22 protein-coding genes and 1 other RNA gene are annotated in these 19,735 nt (G+C 54.0%); 13 read left to right on the forward strand and 10 right to left on the reverse strand.

Annotation, left to right across the window (positions count from 1 at the left end; genetic code table 11):
* Positions 1 to 10: 10 nt before the first annotated feature.
* From P2G53_RS11335 to hemC, 4 genes are read right to left on the reverse strand one after another with little or no spacing between them, the layout of a single operon-like run.
* Positions 11 to 1,267, reverse strand: a complete 1,257-nt coding sequence (locus tag P2G53_RS11335; protein WP_275817292.1) for a heme biosynthesis HemY N-terminal domain-containing protein — start codon at positions 1,265 to 1,267, stop codon at positions 11 to 13.
* Positions 1,264 to 2,517 carry a uroporphyrinogen-III C-methyltransferase gene (locus tag P2G53_RS11340; protein WP_275817294.1) on the reverse strand — a complete coding sequence of 418 codons (1,254 nt, stop codon included), beginning with the start codon at positions 2,515 to 2,517 and terminating at the stop codon, positions 1,264 to 1,266. The genes P2G53_RS11335 and P2G53_RS11340 overlap by 4 nt, the downstream gene beginning before the upstream one ends.
* Before the next feature lie 2 nt (positions 2,518 to 2,519).
* Positions 2,520 to 3,326: a uroporphyrinogen-III synthase gene (locus P2G53_RS11345; RefSeq protein ID WP_275817296.1), complete on the reverse strand. Its 807-nt coding sequence runs from the start codon at positions 3,324 to 3,326 to the stop codon at positions 2,520 to 2,522.
* A complete protein-coding gene (gene hemC / locus P2G53_RS11350) occupies positions 3,298 to 4,239 on the reverse strand; it encodes a hydroxymethylbilane synthase (protein ID WP_275817298.1) in 942 nt (313 codons plus the stop codon). The genes P2G53_RS11345 and hemC overlap by 29 nt, the downstream gene beginning before the upstream one ends.
* Positions 4,240 to 4,397: 158 nt before the next feature.
* On the opposite strand from hemC, the gene argH reads away from it, so the two are divergent.
* Positions 4,398 to 5,792 carry an argininosuccinate lyase gene (gene argH / locus P2G53_RS11355; protein WP_275817300.1) on the forward strand — a complete coding sequence of 465 codons (1,395 nt, stop codon included), beginning with the start codon at positions 4,398 to 4,400 and terminating at the stop codon, positions 5,790 to 5,792.
* A 142-nt stretch (positions 5,793 to 5,934) separates the two neighbouring features.
* Positions 5,935 to 6,654 (forward strand): SIMPL domain-containing protein, encoded by a 720-nt coding sequence (locus P2G53_RS11360; protein ID WP_275817302.1) that lies wholly within the window; start codon positions 5,935 to 5,937, stop codon positions 6,652 to 6,654.
* Between the two features lie 11 nt (positions 6,655 to 6,665).
* On the opposite strand, the gene P2G53_RS11365 is transcribed toward P2G53_RS11360, so the two are convergent.
* Entirely contained in the window at positions 6,666 to 7,181 is a 516-nt protein-coding gene (locus tag P2G53_RS11365) for an ACT domain-containing protein (RefSeq protein ID WP_275817304.1), read from the reverse strand.
* Between the two features lie 47 nt (positions 7,182 to 7,228).
* Here P2G53_RS11365 and P2G53_RS11370 point away from each other — a divergent pair, with 47 nt between their 5' ends.
* Entirely contained in the window at positions 7,229 to 8,146 is a 918-nt protein-coding gene (locus P2G53_RS11370; protein ID WP_275817306.1) for an AEC family transporter, read from the forward strand.
* A gap of 217 nt (positions 8,147 to 8,363) precedes the next feature.
* The gene (locus P2G53_RS11375) at positions 8,364 to 8,492 is read left to right on the forward strand and encodes a hypothetical protein (RefSeq protein WP_275817308.1); all 129 of its coding nucleotides are present in this window, start codon (positions 8,364 to 8,366) and stop codon (positions 8,490 to 8,492) included.
* On the opposite strand, the gene P2G53_RS11380 is transcribed toward P2G53_RS11375, so the two are convergent.
* The 4 genes from P2G53_RS11380 to P2G53_RS11395 all read right to left on the reverse strand — a co-directional run bounded on the left by P2G53_RS11380 (position 8,493) and on the right by P2G53_RS11395 (position 9,876).
* A complete protein-coding gene (locus P2G53_RS11380) occupies positions 8,493 to 9,086 on the reverse strand; it encodes a 5-formyltetrahydrofolate cyclo-ligase (RefSeq protein WP_275817310.1) in 594 nt (197 codons plus the stop codon).
* A gap of 6 nt (positions 9,087 to 9,092) precedes the next feature.
* Positions 9,093 to 9,272, reverse strand: a non-coding RNA gene (ssrS, locus tag P2G53_RS11385) — 6S RNA.
* A 95-nt stretch (positions 9,273 to 9,367) separates the two neighbouring features.
* On the reverse strand, positions 9,368 to 9,670 hold the full coding sequence (locus P2G53_RS11390; protein ID WP_275817312.1) for a cell division protein ZapA: 303 nt from the start codon (positions 9,668 to 9,670) through the stop codon (positions 9,368 to 9,370).
* Entirely contained in the window at positions 9,667 to 9,876 is a 210-nt protein-coding gene (locus P2G53_RS11395; protein WP_275817314.1) for a TIGR02449 family protein, read from the reverse strand. Before P2G53_RS11395 ends, P2G53_RS11390 begins: the two co-directional genes overlap by 4 nt.
* A 156-nt stretch (positions 9,877 to 10,032) precedes the next feature.
* Between P2G53_RS11395 and P2G53_RS11400 the strand changes: the two genes are divergently transcribed.
* The 9 genes from P2G53_RS11400 (at position 10,033) to P2G53_RS11440 (ending at position 19,050) form a co-directional block, all read left to right on the forward strand.
* Positions 10,033 to 10,638 carry a UPF0149 family protein gene (locus tag P2G53_RS11400; protein WP_275817316.1) on the forward strand — a complete coding sequence of 202 codons (606 nt, stop codon included), beginning with the start codon at positions 10,033 to 10,035 and terminating at the stop codon, positions 10,636 to 10,638.
* On the forward strand, positions 10,639 to 11,955 hold the full coding sequence (pepP, locus tag P2G53_RS11405) for a Xaa-Pro aminopeptidase (protein WP_275817318.1): 1,317 nt from the start codon (positions 10,639 to 10,641) through the stop codon (positions 11,953 to 11,955). It begins immediately after the preceding gene.
* Positions 11,952 to 13,199, forward strand: a complete 1,248-nt coding sequence (gene ubiH, locus P2G53_RS11410; protein WP_275817320.1) for a 2-octaprenyl-6-methoxyphenyl hydroxylase — start codon at positions 11,952 to 11,954, stop codon at positions 13,197 to 13,199. Before pepP ends, ubiH begins: the two co-directional genes overlap by 4 nt.
* Positions 13,200 to 13,209: 10 nt before the next feature.
* Positions 13,210 to 14,469 carry an FAD-dependent oxidoreductase gene (locus P2G53_RS11415; RefSeq protein ID WP_275817322.1) on the forward strand — a complete coding sequence of 420 codons (1,260 nt, stop codon included), beginning with the start codon at positions 13,210 to 13,212 and terminating at the stop codon, positions 14,467 to 14,469.
* 191 nt (positions 14,470 to 14,660) lie between these two features.
* On the forward strand, positions 14,661 to 15,770 hold the full coding sequence (gene gcvT, locus P2G53_RS11420; protein WP_275817324.1) for a glycine cleavage system aminomethyltransferase GcvT: 1,110 nt from the start codon (positions 14,661 to 14,663) through the stop codon (positions 15,768 to 15,770).
* A 32-nt stretch (positions 15,771 to 15,802) separates the two neighbouring features.
* Positions 15,803 to 16,195, forward strand: coding sequence for a glycine cleavage system protein GcvH (gene gcvH / locus P2G53_RS11425; RefSeq protein ID WP_275817326.1), 393 nt, complete (start codon positions 15,803 to 15,805; stop codon positions 16,193 to 16,195).
* Between the two features lie 77 nt (positions 16,196 to 16,272).
* Positions 16,273 to 17,469, forward strand: a complete 1,197-nt coding sequence (locus P2G53_RS11430; protein WP_275817328.1) for a class I SAM-dependent rRNA methyltransferase — start codon at positions 16,273 to 16,275, stop codon at positions 17,467 to 17,469.
* A 45-nt stretch (positions 17,470 to 17,514) separates the two neighbouring features.
* Complete coding sequence (locus P2G53_RS11435; protein ID WP_275817330.1) at positions 17,515 to 18,552, forward strand: NADP(H)-dependent aldo-keto reductase; 1,038 nt, start codon at positions 17,515 to 17,517, stop codon at positions 18,550 to 18,552.
* Positions 18,553 to 18,642: 90 nt separating this feature from the next.
* Entirely contained in the window at positions 18,643 to 19,050 is a 408-nt protein-coding gene (locus P2G53_RS11440) for a CBS domain-containing protein (protein ID WP_275817332.1), read from the forward strand.
* A gap of 3 nt (positions 19,051 to 19,053) precedes the next feature.
* Here the strand turns inward: P2G53_RS11440 and P2G53_RS11445 are convergent, their stop codons facing one another.
* Positions 19,054 to 19,707, reverse strand: a complete 654-nt coding sequence (locus P2G53_RS11445) for an HAD family hydrolase (RefSeq protein WP_275817334.1) — start codon at positions 19,705 to 19,707, stop codon at positions 19,054 to 19,056.
* Positions 19,708 to 19,735 lie beyond the last annotated feature (28 nt).

A 19,735-nucleotide genomic window follows, 5' to 3' on the forward strand; every position in this document is an offset into this window, starting at 1 on the left:
CTGATCGCCGTTAAGAAACCTTAGCGGCGAGATCAGCTTCTTCAGGCATCGGCAGCATCGGCAAGTCATTGGCGATCAGCTGCATATGCTGCTCAAGCAACGTCTGCGCGCGGGATTGTTCGCCTAGATGACGCAGCAGACGCACCAGTTCCGCCAGCGCATCTCTCGATGGTTCCAGTGCCAGACTCTGTTCAAAATACTGAACGGCTTCCTGCCATTTCTGATTGCGCATGCAGAGCCGTCCCAGCGTCAACAGCAGGGCCGGGCTGTCCGGGTGTCGCCGTTGCCACTGGTCGGCATGCTGCAGTTGTTTCTGGGGGTATTCGCCCTGCACCCGCCCGTAGAGTGACACCAGTTTTTCATCCCAGTGGCGTTTAATCAGATCCCGCAGGTTTTGTTCTGCACGACCTTCGGCCCCTAGTTTGATTAACAGCTCGGTATAGCGCTGGACCAGTTCAATATCTCTGGCCCGCTCCAGTGGAATGCTGTGCCAGACCCGTCCCAGCGTTTTGAGCTGAGTTTCAGGGTCAATACCTGAGCTTGCCGCCGCAGACTCCAGCTGTTTGGTGTAGCACTGCAGTTCCAGACTGCGGATCTGCTCTTCAGGCAGCGCCTGATTCTTGCGTAGTACCGGCAGCAGGTCAGACAGGGCAGACCAGTCGCTGAGGCGTACGTAGACATCCTTCAGCAGTTTCATGACATAGGTATTTTTGGGGGCCAGGCTGCGCAGGCGTAGCAGTGTTGCCAGGCTGGGCTCAAGCTGGCCCCGGGCGAGCTGAATCTCGGCCTGTGAAATCGCCACGGTCACTTCCGCTTCCGGGGTGCTGCTGCGCGCTTTCTGCAGCAGCTCATCGGTGGCTACTTCATTGTTCTGTTCGTGGGAGGCTTTCGCGGCTGCCAGATAGTTGATCAGGGGCAGATCTGAACGCTCGGCTGCCTGCACCAGCTGTTTCTGCGCCTGTGCCCAGTTGCCCTGAGCCAATGCGGTAAGGCCTTTTAGCGTTTTACGACGGCTGATGCGCTGGTTGCGATGCTCCCGCCAGGCGGTGAATTTCCAACTGCGTTTGCGGCCTCGGTTGATCAGGTTCAGGGTGCCATGCAGGGCAAAAAACAGCACCACCAGGACAAACAGCATCACCCAGATACTGGTTTCAATAGTGGTATTTTTGTAAGCCAGCAGCACATAGCCACTGTCTTCCACCATTTTTTGGCCCAGCCATGCGCCGACGGCAAGCAGGACCAGTAGCAGCAGGAACAGTTTTTTCATTGTGCCTGTGCCTCCTGTTTCAGTTCAGTCATCTGCCTAAGATACTGCTTCAGGCTTTTCAATGAACTGGAGATATCCGGCATGACCGGTGCAACATCGATCGCTTTTAGCTCATCCAGGCTGCGCAGCAGGCTCTGGGTCACACTGCTATCGGGGTCGAAATAATCTCTGATCCACTGGGCTGATTTATCGAGACTGGCCTGATAGGAGACCGCTTTGCGCAGTAACAAAGCCTGCTGCGCCTGTTCGAGCATCAGATGCAGGTTTTGTTGCAGGTAATAATTCTGCTGTGGGGAAAGTAGCGGTTCGACCGGCTCGTCACGGTGCTGAATCACGATCAGCGAGTTGAACTGCTCAACCAGTTTGTTCCAGATCGCCTGCAGATCACTGCGCCAGGATTCGGCCACAGTCTCAGGGGTGACCTGTTGCAGCAGTTCAGGCAGTTCACGTTGTTTGGTCACCGGCAGCAGGGGTAGCTTGTCAACCTGAGCATTCAGGGCTCCCAGTTGCAGGAAGACGCCCTCAGTATCCAGTTTGGGCACGGCTTCCAGTGCGGCAATATCGGCAGCGAGGGTTTTACGGACTTCGTAAATGCCAACGTCATCGGTTTCGCGCAAAATTTCATCGGCGGATTTCAGCAGCGTCAGAGCACCGGTAGCGGTTTGCTCCATCAGCACCCGCTGATTGGCTAAACGCAGCAGATATTCAACTTCGGCCAGTAACCAGTCATTACGATCAGTGTTTTGTTGAGCGGTGATCTGCTGAATGCTGCGGGTCAGCCGTTGTTGCAGTTCATCGATATTCTGTTTGTCAGCAAGCGCTTGCTGCTGGATCTGGGACAATTGCTGTTGCAGTTGGCTGATACTGTCTGATGAGGAAGAGCGTGCTTCAGTCACGGCGGTATCAATGGAGAGTCGCAGGGCGGTCTGCTGATCGGCAAGTTGCGCCGACTGCTGCAGATTCAGCCAGAACAGGTAACCGGCCAGCGCGAGCGCAGCGATGGACAACAACAGCGCTATTTTGCCAGGCCAGCCTGAGGCGGGTTTAGCAGGTGGCTGCTCAGGTGAGGTGCTGGCGGCTGCAGGTGATACTGGAGGTGCATCCTTTGTTTTTTCGAGACTCTCTGCGGCGAGCTCCAGATCTTCTGCCGTCACCTTGGTTGCTTCAGGCTCGGGCGCAGTGGTATCGGGTGAAGTATCCGCTGGGTCTTTGGTGGATTCGGTCTCTGGCTGCCGCTCTTTTTCGCTCATCTTTAGACTTCCGACATTGTCTGCTGCGCGGCTTCGATCATGCTCAGATCATCAGCGCCGGCAGTTGTTATTACCGTTGTGAATCCGGCCAGAACAGCCTCCTGTGCTGTTCTCTGGCTGGGCACCAGCAGAGGAACCTGCAACATGGCCTGACGGTGTTTGTCGTCCGTTAGTTGCAGCAGATTTTTCAGGGCTTCCGAGCTGGTCAGCATCAGGATGTCCGGCAACGTTTCATAGAGTGTGTTGTGCAGTGTTTCTGAACTGTAGTCGGGACACCCGCGTTCATAAAGTTCAGCATAACTGACCATGGCGCCGCGTGCACTCAGTTCCTGAGCCAGTTTTTCCCTGCCCCCCAGGCCACGGCAGATCAGGATTTTATCGCCGGCCACATTTTGCAGTGCCGGAGAGGCCAGCAAGGCTTCAGAATCAAATCCATCAGGGCTGTGGTAGGCGTCAATACCGTACTCAGCAAGCACGGCGGCCGTTTGTTGGCCGATGGCCAGCCACTGAACACGAATTGGCAGCTGGGGCCAGTATTGATCGATCAGCTCGCCCGCCTGTTGCGCCGCATTGGCACTGATAAAAATCACGTGCTGGAACAGATCCAGATCCATGATCAGTTGGCGGGCTGCACAAAAGACGGGATTGGTTTCACTGAGCGGCGTTATGCTCATCAGCGGCAGGGCAACAGGCGTTGCCCCGCGCGCCTGCAATTGCTCGATAAGCGCGCGTGCCTGATGAATGGGGCGGGTCACAAGCACCCGCTTGCCTTGCAGGGGGTTAGGCGTTGTCACTGTTGTAGACGGCATCCAGAATCGCTTTGGCACCGGCATCCAGCAGACGCTCAGCAAGCTCAATTCCCATCTGCTCGGCCTGATTTGGGTGCCCGGTGATTTCATCACGCAGGATCAGTGTGCCATCCGGGCGGGCAACGAGTCCGCGCAGGTAGAGTTCACTGTAATCATCATTCAGGGTGGCATAACAGGCGATAGGCACCTGGCAGCCGCCCTCAAGCCGTCGGTTCATGGCGCGCTCTGCGGTGACACGGTAGGCGGTGTCCGTATGATGCAGCGGTTTCAGCAGGTCCAGTAGTTCGGTGTCATCCATGCGGCATTCGATGCCAACGGCACCCTGGCCGCCGGCAGGCAGGCTTTCTTCAGGTGTGATTTCGCAGCGGATGCGATCCTGCATCTCAAGTCGCAGCAGTCCCGCGGTGGCGAGGATGATCGCGTCATATTCGCCTTCATCCAGTTTGCGCAGGCGGGTGTTCACATTACCGCGCAGCCATTTGATTTCCAGATCAGGACGACGCTCACGCAACTGTGCTTCACGACGCAGCGATGAGGTGCCGACCACACTGCCGGCAGGCAGCTCGTCGATGCTGTTGTACTGGTTGGACACAAAAGCATCGGTGGGACGCTCGCGTTCACAGATCACCGCAAGCCCCAGACCGGCTGGAAACTCCATCGGTACATCTTTCATCGAATGCACGGCAATGTCAGCTTCGCCGGCCAGCATCGCTTCTTCGAGTTCTTTGACAAACAGTCCTTTTCCGCCGACTTTGGCCAGTGGTGCGTCCAGCAACTTATCGCCGCGGGAGGTCATGCCCAGCAGTTCGACCTGCAGACCCGGATGAAACCTTTCCAGTTCGGCCTTAACAAATTCAGCTTGCCAGAGGGCGAGAGGGCTTTGACGGGTCGCAATGCGAAGGGTTCTGTTCATGTCTGATCTGTCCTGTAACGCGAATTTTTACAGCTTTGCTGAGGATTGCGGCAATTGTATCAGAGCTTCCTTGGCGGCGCAGGAAGACGACATGATATAATCCGCGCCAGATTTTGATTCAGATCTGGTTTTTAGACCGGTAAACAGAGGTTAACCCAATGAGTGACAAGACCAACCAGCAATGGGGTGGACGTTTCAGTGAGCCAACCGATGCCTTTGTGGCGCGTTTCACCGCTTCGGTGGAGTTTGATCAGCGCATGTATCTGCAGGATATCCGGGGCTCCATTGCTCATGCCAAAATGCTGGCCAAAGTGGGTGTACTGACCGATCAGGAGCGTGATGACATTATCCGCGGTCTGGGTGAAATCCGTATCGAAATTGAGCGTGGTGAATTTGAGTGGTCCGTGGCACTGGAAGATGTGCACATGAACATTGAAGCCGCCCTGACGAAGAAGATCGGTATCACCGGTAAAAAACTGCATACCGGCCGCTCCCGTAACGATCAGGTCGCCACCGATATCCGTCTTTATCTGCGTGATGAAATCGATCTTATTCTGGCTGAAATCACTCGTTTGCAGCAGGGTCTGCTGGATCTGGCAGAGGCTGAAGCCGACACCATTATGCCGGGCTTCACTCATCTGCAAACCGCTCAGCCAGTGACCTTTGGTCATCATCTGATGGCCTGGTTTGAGATGCTAAGCCGCGACTTTGGCCGGTTTGAGGATTGCCGCGAGCGCGCCAATATCATGCCGCTGGGTGCTGCAGCACTGGCCGGTACGACCTATCCCATCGAGCGTGATTACACCTGTGAACTGCTGAACTTTTCAGCGCCGGCAGAAAACTCACTGGATGCCGTGTCGGACCGCGATTTTGCGATTGAATTCTGTGCCGCCTCCAGCATTTTGCTGATGCATATGACGCGCATGTCTGAAGAGCTGATTCTGTGGACCTCGGCCCAGTTTAACTTTATCAACCTGCCGGACCGTTTCTGTACCGGTTCATCCATCATGCCGCAGAAGAAAAATCCGGATGTGCCTGAGCTGGTGCGGGGTAAAAGCGGTCGGGTGTATGGTCATCTGATGAGCCTGCTGACGCTGATGAAATCTCAGCCGCTGGCGTACAACAAGGATAATCAGGAAGATAAAGAGCCGCTGTTCGATGCGATTGATACCGTGAAAGGCTGCCTGCGTGCGTTTGCCGATATGGTGCCAGCGCTGGAAGCGAAACGTGACTCCATGCGTGAAGCGGCGCTGCGTGGTTTCTCCACTGCAACCGATCTGGCAGATTATCTGGTCCGTGCCGGTGTGGCGTTCCGCGATGCGCATGAGATTGTCGGTAAGTCAGTGGCCTATGGTATTCAGACCGGCAAGGATCTGGGTGAGATGAGCCTGGCTGAACTGCAACAGTTCTCCGATGTGATTGCTGATGATGTATTTGAAGTGTTGACGCTGGAAGGTTCGGTTGCAGCCCGTGATCACATTGGCGGCACTGCGCCTAATCAGGTGCGCAAGGCGGTGCTGCGTGGCCGTGAAAAACTGGCTCAACGCGGCTAAGTTTTTACTGGTTTGTAAGAAAGCCGCCGGGTGATTCCCGGCGGCTTTTTTGTTGGGCATTCAAAACACTATTTCATGCCGGGTTCAGCATCAGAGGCTAAACTGGAGGCCATTAACATGCATAGCAAAACAGGGAAGAGCGATGAAAGAGTGTAAAACGGTGCAGGCAGGAATCCTTGGTCTGGGTGTTTTTCTGGGACTGACCTTGCTGGGTTATCTGCTGGCTGATGGGGCACTGCGTTTCAAAGCGATGGAACGAACTGTGACGGTTAAAGGTTTGGCAGAAAAAGAAGTGCAGGCGGATCTGGTGATCTGGCCGATCCAGTTTGCAGTAGCAGACAATGATCTGACGGCACTCTATACCCGAATAGAGGCAAATACAGCCAAGGTGAAATCCTTTCTGCAGCAACAGGGTATAGAGGAGCAGGCTATCTCAGGTGCAGCCCCTGCGATCACTGATAAATCGGCGCAGCAATATGGCACTGGTCAGCGGGCTGAATTCCGCTATACAGCGTTGCAAACTGTCACAGTGTATTCCACTGAGGTGGCAAAGGTCCGTCAGGTGATGAGTCAGTTATCGGTGCTGGGTAAAGAGGGGATCGCGTTCAGTGGTGAAGGCTATCAGGGACGGCCGGAATATCTTTTTACTGAGCTGAATGCGATCAAACCGCAGATGGTGGAGGAAGCAACCCGCAATGCGCGGGAAGTGGCGAATAAATTTGCCGCAGATTCCGACAGTCAACTGGGCAAAATTCGCCGGGCATCGCAGGGACAGTTCAGCATTATTGATCGGGATCGAAACAACCCGCACATCAAAAAAGTGCGGGTGGTCTCTACGGTAGAATATTACCTGTCTGACTGAGTCGCTTACGCTTAATTGAGGGTGATATCTACCATCAGATCGCTGGCAATGGCTTCAAGCGCTTCTTGCAGATCATCCAGATCGGTGTCTGCAGGTACGTGCAGTTCGGCCCGGGCTTTAAACAGCAGTTCGGCGGACATCGAGCCTGATACCAGTTCAGTGTTGAGGCGTTCAACGTTGATATTTCGGCTGGCCAGAGCGCGGGAGATATCACGCACAATGCCCGGCTTGTCGTGGCCGACCAGCTCAAGAATCACATTTTCAGTGGCCACAGAATCTGTCTGATCGGTGGCCCGTTCAGCCATCACCTTCAGGCCCTGTCCCTGCAGTGCGGTCAGGGCATTGATCAGCGTGTCTGCGTCGGCTTCGGGTACCTGTGCCACCAAGATACCGGCAAATTTTCCGGCCAGACGGGACATGCCAGACTCAAGCCAGTTGCCGTTGTGGGCGGTAATCGTTTTGGCCAGCATTTCGACCAGACCGGGTTTATCTGGACCGATGACGGTAAGTACCAGAGATGTCATCATTACAGCGTGCTCCGTCTTAATTATCTTTGTTGGCCCAATATACCACTATGAATGAAATTATCAGTGCTCTTTGGCCGGTCTTTGTGCTTTTGTTGCTGGGTTATTGGGCGCAGCGCCATGAATTTCCTGGACCCGGCTTTTGGTCATATGCGGAGCGTGGCACCTATTTTGTGCTGTTCCCGGTGATGCTGGTGGATAAACTCAGTGAGGCGCCCATCGGCCAGATCAGTCTGATGCAGACAGGTCTGGCGGTGCTGGCGTTGATTTTGCTGGGCAGTGTGACTGCTTTTGTTTGCCGCATCTGGGTAACAAATGCGCCTGCTTTTACGTCGGTCTATCAGGGATCTGTCCGTTTTAATACCTACGTGGGGCTGGCCGCAGCGGCGGTTTTGTTCGGTGATGCGGGACTGGCACAGGCGGCAGTGATTGCCGCGTTTATGATCCCGCTGCTGAATGTCTTTTGTGTACTGGTTTTTGTGTTCTGTGTTGGCGGGCATGCCAATGTCTGGAGTGTCATTAAGGCCCTGCTGACCAATCCACTGATTGTGGGTTCATTGCTGGGCCTGTCACTTAACCTGACCGGGCTGGGGCTGCATGCCTCAATCCAGTCGATTACCGGTTTGCTGGGGCAACTGGCACTGCCGATGGGTTTGCTGGCGGTGGGTGCGGGTCTCAGTTTCCGCTTTCTGATGCGTAGCTGGCAGCCAGTGTTGCTGGCGTCTGTGATCAAACTTGTCCTGTTTCCGCTGTTTGCGGTTCTGCTCTCCCATCTGCTTCAGTTGCCGACCCTGAGCGCCCAGGTGCTGTTATTGTTTGCTGCCTTGCCGACGGCCAGTTCGGCCTACATTCTGTCCCGGCAGATGGGGGGCGATGCTGCGCTGATGGCCGGTACGATTACTGGCCAGACTTTGCTGGCCATGGTGACGATGCCGTTGATGCTCACGCTTTTATGGCCGTTGCTCTGATTTCTCTTTCATAGCAATCAAAATTTAGGAAAAACTGTGTTAAATCAGGCGATAAAACCGCTTTTTTACACAGTTTTCTTAATTTTTTTACCTAAATTGCCGATAAAGTAGACGTTTGGTTAAAAAGTGTCTTGCAAAAAAAATGAAATATGGAACACTAGCCCGCAGCAATGTTAAACGGATGTTTGCTAAAGGGTGTGGACGTTAAGGCATAATTATGAAAAAGAGTCCTGATCTGGTTTTAGTGCTGGTGATTGTTTTTGTTGTCGGGTCAGTGATGACCGGAGTATCGCACGCCGACTTCCAGTTCACTTCGCTGATCCAGCAAGTATTTAATAACAGCTGATCAACCGTCTGTCTTCGGATAGCTGCTTTGATCAGTGACGATCAGATTGAGCGGGATATCCCAGCTCTCCACAGGTAGTCTTTCCACTTTTTGCAGTTCATGGGCTAAGCCGATAAGGGTTGGCCCAGCCAGGCCTTTGCGTTGCTGCTTGAACGCGAAAGTCCGGTCATAGTAACCGCCTCCCATCCCCATGCGATTCCCTTCAGGGTCAAAAGCAACCAGGGGTAACATCACCAGATCCAGTGCCCAGGCAGGGCGTAACCGATTGGGAATCAGTTTCGGCTCTTTAATGCCATAACTGTTGCGTCTGAGTAGCGTATTTCTGCGGTACGCGATAAACCAGAGTCGATTGTGCAAAACCGGATGCAACACCGGCAGATAGGGTGTTTTGCCTAGCCGCCAGCACATACGGATCAAAGGCTGCGGATCAATTTCACCATCATTGGGCAGATAAAATGCGATGTGCCTGGCGCGGATAAATTCGGGTCGGGCGCGCAGTTGATGGAGGAGTCCTGTTGCCGCTTTACGTTGCGCTGCATCGCTTAGCGATTGACGGCGCTGACGCATCTGTTTGCGAAGGGATGTGCGGTCCATTCAGATAAGGTCCCCGGGATGCCGGTGTCAGTCATGGCCCTGAACCCGAAGGTTCAAGGAGGCAGTGATCGAGAGTCATAAGGCTTTCCGAAGGTCGGACATGCTCACGTGAATCCACGGATCACCACCATGGGTGTGATTATCGGCTCGAGGGACTTAACCAACGGTCGAACACCCCAGGGCTGACTCTATTATACCCTATACGTTTGCCGTGTCAGGTCTTGAAAAAAAGGATATTTCTGTTACTGGCAGAGTAAATGTTTGTTTTAGAAACTAAATATTTAATTTTGATCCAGATGCTGCAGTGCTTTGTCGACTTTCTGGCCCATGACTTTAAGGCGTGTCTCAATGTCGGAATTTACGTTCTGTTTTGACTGCAGTAACTCATGTGCCAGATTAAGGGCCGCCATAATCGCGATGCGCTCCAGACCAAGCACCTTCCCGGTTTTGCGGATCTCCTGCATCTTTTCATTCAGTAAAACCGCTGAAGTCAGCAGTTCGGCTTCAGCATCGGCGGGGCAATTGATGCTGTATTCCTTGCCCAGCAGTTTAATGGTCACAGCCTGAGAACCTGAGGGTGTCATGCGTTTTGCTCCAGATTTTTGAGCCGCTGAATCATGGCGGTGATTTTACTCTGCGTTTGCTCGTTTAACTGAATCAGTTGGGCGCGTTCCTCTTTCAGGTGCTGTTCCCGTTCACGAAGCTGTTTGTTTTCCTGTTCCAGACGAGCGCAATGCTCCAGTAACCGGTCGATCTTGTATTCCAGTGCATTGAAATAATGTTCGGTCATTGGGCCTGCTGGCTCCTGTGGGGTATGGGATTCTGAATGACTATAATCAGCGCATTGAGCCGGGTCAATGCGCTGCATGGCTACGGTGGTCATGCTAGGATTAGGGCACTTTGATCCCGAATGGCGGGTTCAGTCCGTAACCAAAGATGGACAAGAATGGAAAATGTGATTCAACAGCTGCCGGGGTTTGATCGGGTAGCCAATATGATGGTGGCAGAGTCCGCGATGGATGTTTCTCCGTCTGAGCTGCATGGTCATCTGACGGGGCATATCGCTGCCGGCGCGCGGATGCAGCCGGATCAGTTAAAAAAACTGGTCTGTGAGCTGCTGGATATCACCATGCTGGTGGATCAGGACAGTGCTGCTGTTATTCAGCACCTGTACCTGGCGAGTTGTGCGCAACTGGAGGGCATTGAGCTCGAATTTACCCTGCTGTTGCCGCAGGACGATGAAGATATTGTGCAGCGGGCAGAAATGCTTGGTCGCTGGTGTCAGGGGTTCTTAAGTGGATTCGGGCTGTATGGTAAACACACCGATGCCACCCTTTCGGCTGAAGCGAAAGAGACACTGGATGACCTGGCGAATATCGCCAATATCTCTCTGGATCTGGAAGGTACTGAGGAAGATGAATCAGACCTGATGGAAGTAGAGGAATATGTCCGGATGGTGGTACTGATGCTGTTTACTGAGTGTAATCAGGCATTGCTCAAGCAGGCGCAGGCGCTGGCTGATGCTCAGCCCGGTAATAACAGGTTGCACTAAATGAAACTGAGCCAAACCGTATTTGCTGAGCGTCGCCAGCGCCTGATGCAAAAAATGACGGCCAACAGCCTGGCAATCATCCCTGCTGCACAGATGCAGAAGCGCAACAGCGATGTTGAATATCCTTTCCGTCAGGACAGCGATTTTTATTACCTGACCGGCTTTGATGAACCTGAAGCGGTATTGTTGCTGTTGCCGGGTCGTGAAACAGGCGAAACCGTGCTGTTTTGCCGGGATCGTGATCCGCTGATGGAGATCTGGAATGGCTATCGTGCCGGTCCGCAGGGGGTAGTGAGCGACTACGGCATGGCTGAAGGTCATCCCGTTGACGAAATTGACGATCGGCTCCCCGCCATGCTGAATGGTATTGAGCGCATTTATTACGCCATTGGGCAGGATGAACAGCTGGATCAGCAGATCCGGCACTGGCTCAACCTGATCCGGGGGCAGGCGCGGCAGGGGGCTGTCGCACCGACAGAGCTGGTGATGCTCGATCATCTGCTGCATGAGATGCGGCTGTTCAAAACCCCGGAAGAGCAGGAACTGATGCGCCGTGCCGGTGAGATTTCAGCCTGGGGGCATGTGCGGGCGATGCAAAGTTGTCGTCCCGGTATGTACGAATATCAGCTGGAGGCGGAGATTCTGCATTGCTTTATGCAGAACGGCTGTCGGCAACCGGCGTACAGCTCGATTGTTGGCGGTGGCGCAAATGCCTGCGTGTTGCACTATATCGAAAACAGTGCCCCCCTGCTGGACGGTGATCTTGTTTTGATCGATGCCGGGTGTGAACTGGATTATTACGCGGGTGATATCACCCGGACTTTCCCGGTCAGTGGCACCTTCAGCACGGAACAGGCGGCGCTTTACAATCTGGTACTTAAAGCGCAATTGCACTGTATTGAGATGATCCGCCCCGGCGTGTTGTGGAATGCTGTACATGAAGCATCGGTTCAGGTGCTGACCGAAGGGTTGGTCGAATTGGGGCTGTTGCAGGGCGAGGTCGCTGATCTGATTGAACAGGGCGCTTACCGTGATTTTTACATGCACCGTGTCGGTCACTGGCTGGGCATGGATGTACATGACGTAGGTGACTACAAGGTTGAGGGCGAGTGGCGTCCGCTGGAACCTGGCATGGTCATGACAGTTGAGCCGGGTCTTTATGTGGCCGCAGATAACACCAATGTAGAACCGCGCTGGCGGGGCATTGGCATCCGCATTGAAGATGATGTGCTGATTACGGCTAATGGCTGTGAGGTACTCACCTCGGCTGTGCCGAAACAGATTGATGAGATCGAAGCGTTAATGGCGAACCGATGAAACAGCAGTATGACCTGATCATCATAGGCGGTGGCATGGTGGGCGCAAGTCTGGCCTGCGCTCTGCTGCCCGCGGCTGAACGGCTTAACCTGCGGCTGGCTGTGGTTGAAACCCATCCACTGCCTGCCCCCGGCAGTCTGAAGTATCAGCCCAGTTACGATGCCCGTGCCACGGCTTTGGCTTATGGCAGCCGCTCCATCTATGAGGCGATTGGTGTCTGGTCTGCACTGGCACAACACCTTGCGCCGATTGAACATATTCATGTGTCTGATCGGGGTCAGTTTGGTGCCAGCCGTCTGCATGCGGCTGAACAACAGCTGCCAGCGCTTGGTTATGTGGTGGAAAACCACTGGTTGGGCGCGGTGCTGATGGACCATCTGCAGCAGAATGCAGGTGACCATATCGATTTTTTGTGTCCGGCAGAAGTGACCGATATCGATTTTGGGTCGGACGTTAACAGCGTGCATCTTAAAGAAGGTGATCAGTCCCGGGTACTGCAAACCTCGCTGGTGGTGATGGCGGATGGTGGGCGATCTGCTCTGCGCGAGCGTCTCGGTATCCAGTATCAGGCACAGGACTATGAACAATGTGCTCTGATTGCCAACCTGACGCTAGACCGTACCCACGGCGCGGTTGCCTACGAACGTTTTACTGACTCGGGTCCCATGGCGCTGCTGCCGCTGACTCCGCTTGACGGTGCGCAGCGGGTGGCGCTGGTCTGGACCCTGCCGTCCGAGCAACTTGAAGATGTTCTGGCGCTGGATGAAGCGTGTTTTTTGCAGCAGGTTCAGGAGCGCTTTGGTTATCGGGCAGGCCGCTTTATTAAAGCCGGAGAACGGGCTCACTATCCCCTGCGTCTGGTGGTGGCTCAGGAGCAGGTTCGCCGGGGTTTCGTGGTGCTGGGTAATGCGGCTCATGCGCTGCATCCAATTGCCGGACAGGGTTATAACCTGGCTTTGAGGGGCGTTGCTGCATTGGCAGAACGACTGATTCAGGCCCGCGATGCTGGACGGCACTGGGGTGAGCTGACAGAACTGCAGGCATTTTTCGATCAGCAGCTGTCTGACCAGAAACGCACTATTGGTTTCAGTGACCAGACGATGAAGTTGTTTTCCAATCAGCAGCCACTGCTGTCGCTGGGCCGCAGTATTGGCCTGCAGCTACTGGATATCTGTCCGCCTGCCAAAACAGTCTTTGCCCGCAGTGCCATGGGGCTGGACTCACCCGCGCCACGTCTGAAGTGAGGGTACAGTGATGACCACCCCTGAAGTACACGATGTCGTTGTTGTTGGTGCGGGTATGGTCGGCCTGACCGCTGCGCTGGCCCTGGAACAGGCAGGACTGGATGTTGTGGTTCTGGAACAGCATCCGTTAGATCTGGCTGCAGTCGTGGAGGCTGTAGAGCGCGAGCCGGCGAGCGGATTTGATCCCCGCGTCAGCGCGCTGACTTGCGCCTCACAGCAAATACTCACCCGACTGGGCGCGTGGTCGACCATCGAAAACCTGAGAATCAGTCCCTATACCGAAATGGATGTTTGGGATGGCCTCGGTACCGGAGAGATTACGTTTTCCGCCTATGCGCTGCATGAACCCTGTCTGGGGCATATCGTCGAAAACCGGGTCACCGTTGCCGGTTTGTGCCGTGCTGTTGAACAGAGTGGCATTGAGCTGCACTCGGGCGTCCGGGTGCGCGGCATGCAACAACTCGCACAGGGCCGACTGCTGGAGCTTGAAGATGGTCGGCAGATCAACGCACGTCTGGTGATTGCGGCCGATGGGGCGCACTCCGCAATTCGCAAACTCGCCGGTATCCCAATGTGTGAATGGGATTATGGTCATCATGCTGTGGTGACAACGGTGCAGACAGAACAACCGCACCAGGCTACTGCCTGGCAGCGATTTACCGAGGATGGGCCATTGGCCTTTCTGCCGCTGAATGATGGTGCCGATCAACAGCACTGCTCCATCGTCTGGTCTACGTCGCCTGATCATGCCAAGCATCTGATGGCACTGGACGATGAAGCGTTCTGTGCCGCTTTAGGTCAGGCATTCGAACATCGGCTGGGCGCGATTACCGGTACCGCTGAGCGGTTTGTTTTTCCGTTACGCCAGCGGCATGCTCAGTATTACGTGAAACCGGGTTTTGCGGTGATCGGTGATGCCGCACATACCATTCATCCGCTGGCCGGTCAGGGGGTGAATCTGGGTTTGCTGGATGCAGCGCAACTGTCTGAAGTGATTCAGCAGGCGCATCAGCGCGGCGAAGATATCGGCGCTGAAGCGGTGCTGCGACGTTTTCAGCGGGCCCGGCAAACAGAAAATCTGAAAATGACCGCGGCCATGGAGACGTTCAGACAGCTTTTTGGCTATCAAAATGGCTGGCTGGGATTGGTCAGAAATACAGGTATGCGCCTGTTTCAGCGGATGCCTGTGGTTAAAAATCACCTGGTATTACAGGCAATGGGTTTGAGTGGCTCATTGCCGGAACTGGCAAAAAGGCCGATAAAAGTTTAATTTTTTCATGCAGTTATGATTTTTATGGCTTTTTTGGTAGAGAAAAAAACTCCAACAAGACCCGCGTGGCTGCGATCAAAGATTGAACTAAGACGAGAATCCCTATAAATTGTCATCCCTTTTTTGCAAATCGGGCTGTTTTTTACTGTATGCCCGGAGCAATTTGATCGTCGTCTGCAGAGTTAAAAAGTATGGGTAGCAAAACCGCACTGTACGCAAAACATCAGGAAATGGGTGCCAAACTGGTGGATTTTGGTGGCTGGGATATGCCTATTCACTACGGTTCACAGGTTGAAGAGCATCACAAGGTTCGCCAGCATGCCGGCATGTTTGATGTCTCTCACATGACGGTGGTTGACGTTACCGGCACCGACGCAAAGGCTTATCTGCGTTATCTGCTGGCAAACGATGTATCCCGTCTTAAAACCAAGGGTAAAGCGCTATACAGCGGTATGCTGAATGAAAATGGCGGCGTCATCGATGACCTGATTGTGTATCTGATGACTGAGCCAGGCGTATCCGGTGAGTGGTTCCGGGTGGTGGTTAACTGCGCGACCCGAGAAAAAGATCTGCGCTGGATGGCTGAGCAGACTGCGAAATTTGATGACGTGGCTCTGACCGAACAACCGGACCTGGCGATGATTGCGATTCAGGGCCCGCAGGCTATCCAACTGGCCTCAGCTGTACTCTCTGAGTCACGCGCCAAAGTAGCTGCACAGCTCTCGGTATTTCAGGGTCAGGAAGTACAGGGCTGGTTTGTTGCCCGCACCGGTTACACCGGTGAAGATGGTCTTGAAATTATGCTGCCGGATGATGAAGCTGAAGCCTTCTGGCAGGCGCTGGCGGACGCCGGTATTCAGCCCTGTGGTCTGGGTGCACGTGATACCCTGCGACTGGAAGCGGGTATGAACCTGTACGGTTCTGATATGGATGAAACTGTATCACCGCTGGCGGCCAACATGGGCTGGACCATTGCCTGGGAACCTGAAAACCGTGATTTTATCGGTCGCCAGGCGCTGGAAACTCAGAAAGCCGCAGGTCCCGCTGAAAAGCTGGTGGGTCTGGTGCTGGAAGGCCGCGGTGTTCTGCGTGGTCATCAGAAAGTGATTATTGAAGGTGTAGGCGAGGGTGAGATTACCAGTGGTACTTTCTCTCCAACCCTGGGCCACTCCATCGCCATGGCGCGGGTGCCTGCTGCAACTGCAGACGCAGCTGAAGTCGAGGTACGGGGTAAACGGATTCCGGTGCGGGTGCTGGCGAAACCGGCATTTGTACGTAACGGTGAAAAAGTGTTCCAGTAACTGGAACTGAGCTGCAACGGTAGGATAAAAACATGAGCAATATTCCATCTGAATTGAAATATGTTGCCAGTCATGAGTGGGTACGCATCGAAGGCGATGGTACGGTCACTGTTGGCATTACCGATCATGCTCAGGATCTGCTGGGCGATGTGGTGTTTGTAGAACTGCCTGAAGTGGGTGCTGAAGTCCCCGCAGGTGAAGAAGCCGGTGTGGTTGAGTCAGTAAAGGCTGCGTCCGATATTTATGCGCCTATCTCTGGTGAAGTGATCGCTGTGAACGAAGATCTGGAAGAATCGCCTGAACTGGTGAACTCCGATCCTTACGGCGACGGCTGGTTCTTCAAACTGAAAGTCACCGAACCTGATGAGCTGGCTGAGCTGCTGGATGCTGAGGGTTATGCGGAACACTGTGAAGCGGATTCCTGATTTCATTCACAGTTAAAAACTGAATTAATACTGTCCCGGCCCAGCGCCGGGACAGCCGTCTCTGATCCTGGATTATCATGTCTCTGCAAACCTTAAAGTTAAATAGTGGTGCTGACCGTCGCCTGCGTGGCGGTCATGTGTGGATCTACAGCAACGAAGTGGATACCCGTGCCACGCCTCTGAAATCGTTTGAGCCAGGTGAGCAGGTGGTGGTTGAAACCGATAAGGGCAAACCCCTGGGTATCGCCTATGTGAACCCGAATACCCTGATCTGTGCGCGGTTGATCAGCCGTGACCTCAAGCATGGTCTTGACCGTTCCTTGCTGGTGCACCGGCTGAACATTGCACTGTCGCTCAGACAGCAGAACTTTAAGGACGACTGCTACCGACTGGTGTTTGGAGACAGTGACGGGCTGTCCGGGTTGGTGATTGACCGCTTCTACAATGTGTTTGTGGTGCAGGTCTCTACCGCCGGGATGGAACGGGTGATTCCCGAGATCATTGATGCGCTGAACAAGGTCTTTAAACCAGAGGCAATTCTGCTGAGAAACGACGGCAAAATGCGCGATCTGGAAGGGCTGGAAACCTACATCGAAGTGGTTCAGGGCGAGCTGCCAGCACTCTGTCCGCTGATTGAAAATGGTGTTTCGCTGCTGGCGCCACTTGAACATGGTCAGAAAACCGGCTGGTTCTACGATCACCGGAACAATCGGGCCCGGATGCAGTCACTGGTAAAGGGCAAGCGGGTACTGGATTTGTTCAGCTACGTCGGTGGCTGGGGTGTACAGGCCTTGGCGGCGGGAGCCGAGCAGGTGACCTGTGTCGATGCTTCGCATGTGGCGCTGGATGTGGCACTGGAAAATGCCAAGCTGAATGATGCCAGTGCACGGTTTGATGCCATGCACGGTGATGCGTTTGATGCCTGCAAAGAGCTGATTGAACAGAAACGTAAATTTGATGTGGTGGTATTGGATCCACCGGCGTTTATCCAGAAGCGTAAAGATATTCGCAATGGCGAACGTGCGTATGCGCGGATGAATAATTTTGCTATTCGTCTGCTGGAGAAGGATGGCATCCTGATTTCAGCCTCCTGCTCTATGCACCTGCAGCGTGAACGTCTGGTGGATATCATTCGTTCTAATGCCCGTGAACTGGACCGCATGGTACAGATCTTTGATCAGGGCCATCAGGGCGCAGACCACCCGATTCATCCTGCCATTCCGGAAACGGATTATTTGAAAGCCTATTTTGCCCGGGTGTTGCCGGCTTTTTAAGCCGATCCTCTACTGTCCCGGGCTGCACAGCACAGGGGACAACGGATGCAAATGAATACGCTGGGTCAGACTGACCTGACCGTCAGTCGTGTGTGTCTGGGAACCATGACCTTTGGTAACCAGAACACACAGGCTGAAGCCTTTGAACAACTCGATTATGCCTGGGCGCAGGGTGTTAACTTCCTGGATGCCGCAGAGATGTATCCGATTCCGGTAAAAGCGGATTATCAGGGCATGACCGAAACGATTATCGGTCGCTGGATGCAGGCCCGGCAAAACCGTGACCAGGTGATTATCGCCACCAAGGTAGCCGGTCCCGGTGAGATGGTGAGTTTTCTCAGGCCGGATATGCGACTGGATCGTCGCAACATTCGGGCGGCGATTGAAGGCAGCCTGCAACGACTGCAAACCGATTATATCGACCTCTATCAGCTGCACTGGCCCGATCGGGCAACCAATTATTTTGGTCGCCTGGGTTACCAGCATCAGCCTCAGCTGGACGGCACGCCAATTCTTGAAACCCTGCAGGTTTTGCAGGAACTGGTGCAGGAAGGGTTGGTCCGGTACATCGGCCTTTCCAATGAAACAGCCTGGGGCTGTATGACCTTTCTCAAATATGCCGATCAGCTGGGCTTGCCCCGCGTGGTTTCCGTGCAAAATCCTTATAGTCTGCTTAATCGATCTGCCGAAGTGGGCCTGGCTGAGGTGATGCAACGTGAATCAGTGGATCTGCTGGCCTATTCGCCACTGGCATTTGGCACTCTGTCCGGGAAGTATCTGCAGGGCGCGAAGCCAGAAGGCGCTCGCCTGACGCTCTATCCGGAATATACACGTTATCAGACGGTGCAGGGCCAGCAGGCGGTTGAGGCCTATGTGGATCTGGCCAGAGAGGCGGGTCTGTCTCCGGCAACGCTGGCACTGGCATTTGTGAACAGTCGTCCTTTTCTGGGCAGTAACATCATTGGTGCTACTCGTATGGACCAGCTTAGAGAGAACATTGCGGCTGAGCAGGTGAGCCTGTCGGCTGACCTTGTTGCGCAGATAGAACAGATTCATCAACTTTATTCCAATCCCTGTCCCTGAGGATATTTTGCCCTGCAATGGCTGCACCCGCTGGCACTTCTGAGCACCTTTGCCACACTGTAATTGAGTTGCTTAAGCAAGGGGTTTGTTATGTTGCAAGTCAAGGATGCTATGTATCCCGTCAGTCATCCGCTGCAGCCCGAAATGATGCTGGTTGAGGCGGTGGATCATATTCTGAATGCAGGTGTTATCGGATTGCCGGTGGTTAATCAGGCGCATCAGGTGGTTGGTTTTTTATCAGAGCATGACTGTCTGCCGTTTCTCATCACGGGAAGCTATCACTGCGACAGTCGTATTCAGGTCAAGGACATCATGCATTCTCCTCCGGTCACGGTATCGCCCAATAAAAGCATTGTGGATCTGGCGCAGGAGATGGGTCTGAATCGACCGAAGGTGTATGCGGTGGTGGAGGATGGGCGGATGATCGGATTGATCACCCGCAGTATGGTCATGCGTGAGCTGAATCAGTCACTCAAACACTGCAAAGTGGTGGCCTGATCTTCAACGCAGGCTGATGATGGGCCAGCCACGGGCTTCTGCAGTTGCTCTGAGTTTGTCGTCGGGATCTACCGCGACCGGATGACTCACCTGTTCGAGCAGTGGCAGGTCATTAATAGAGTCGCTGTAGAAAGCGCTGCCTTCCAGTGAGTGCTGGTTCTCGCCTAACCATTGATTCAGACGGGTGACCTTACCGTCCTGAAAGCATGGCGTGCCACTGACCCGGCCGGTGTAACCGTTTGCGGTCTGCTCCGGTTCTGTGGCAATCAGATCATCCACCCCCAGCGCTGCAGCAATAGGTCCCGTTACAAAACGGTTGGTGGCAGTGATAATCAGCAGGAAATCACCCCGTTGCCGGTGTGTCTGCAGGAGTTCTGCTGCCTTGTTCAGCATCATCGGCTGGACCTTTTCCTGCATAAATTGCTGATGCAGATTATTTAACTGATCCAGTTCCAGCATGGCCAGCGGTCGCAGGGCAAACGCAAGAAACTCCTGAATATCCAGGGTCCCCTCTTTATAACACTGATAGAAGTGATCATTGGCGCGGCGATACTCATCGGTATCTACGATGCCTTTTTCACACAAAAACTCCCCCCAGGCGTGATCGCTGTCGCCGCCAAGCAGTGTGTTATCCAGATCAAAAATTGCCAGTGCCAAACCGAATTCCTGCCTATGAAAGTGGTTA

It is taken from the genome of Neptuniibacter sp. CAU 1671, from assembly GCF_029222905.1.
In the GTDB taxonomy this organism is placed as follows: domain Bacteria; phylum Pseudomonadota; class Gammaproteobacteria; order Pseudomonadales; family Balneatricaceae; genus Neptuniibacter.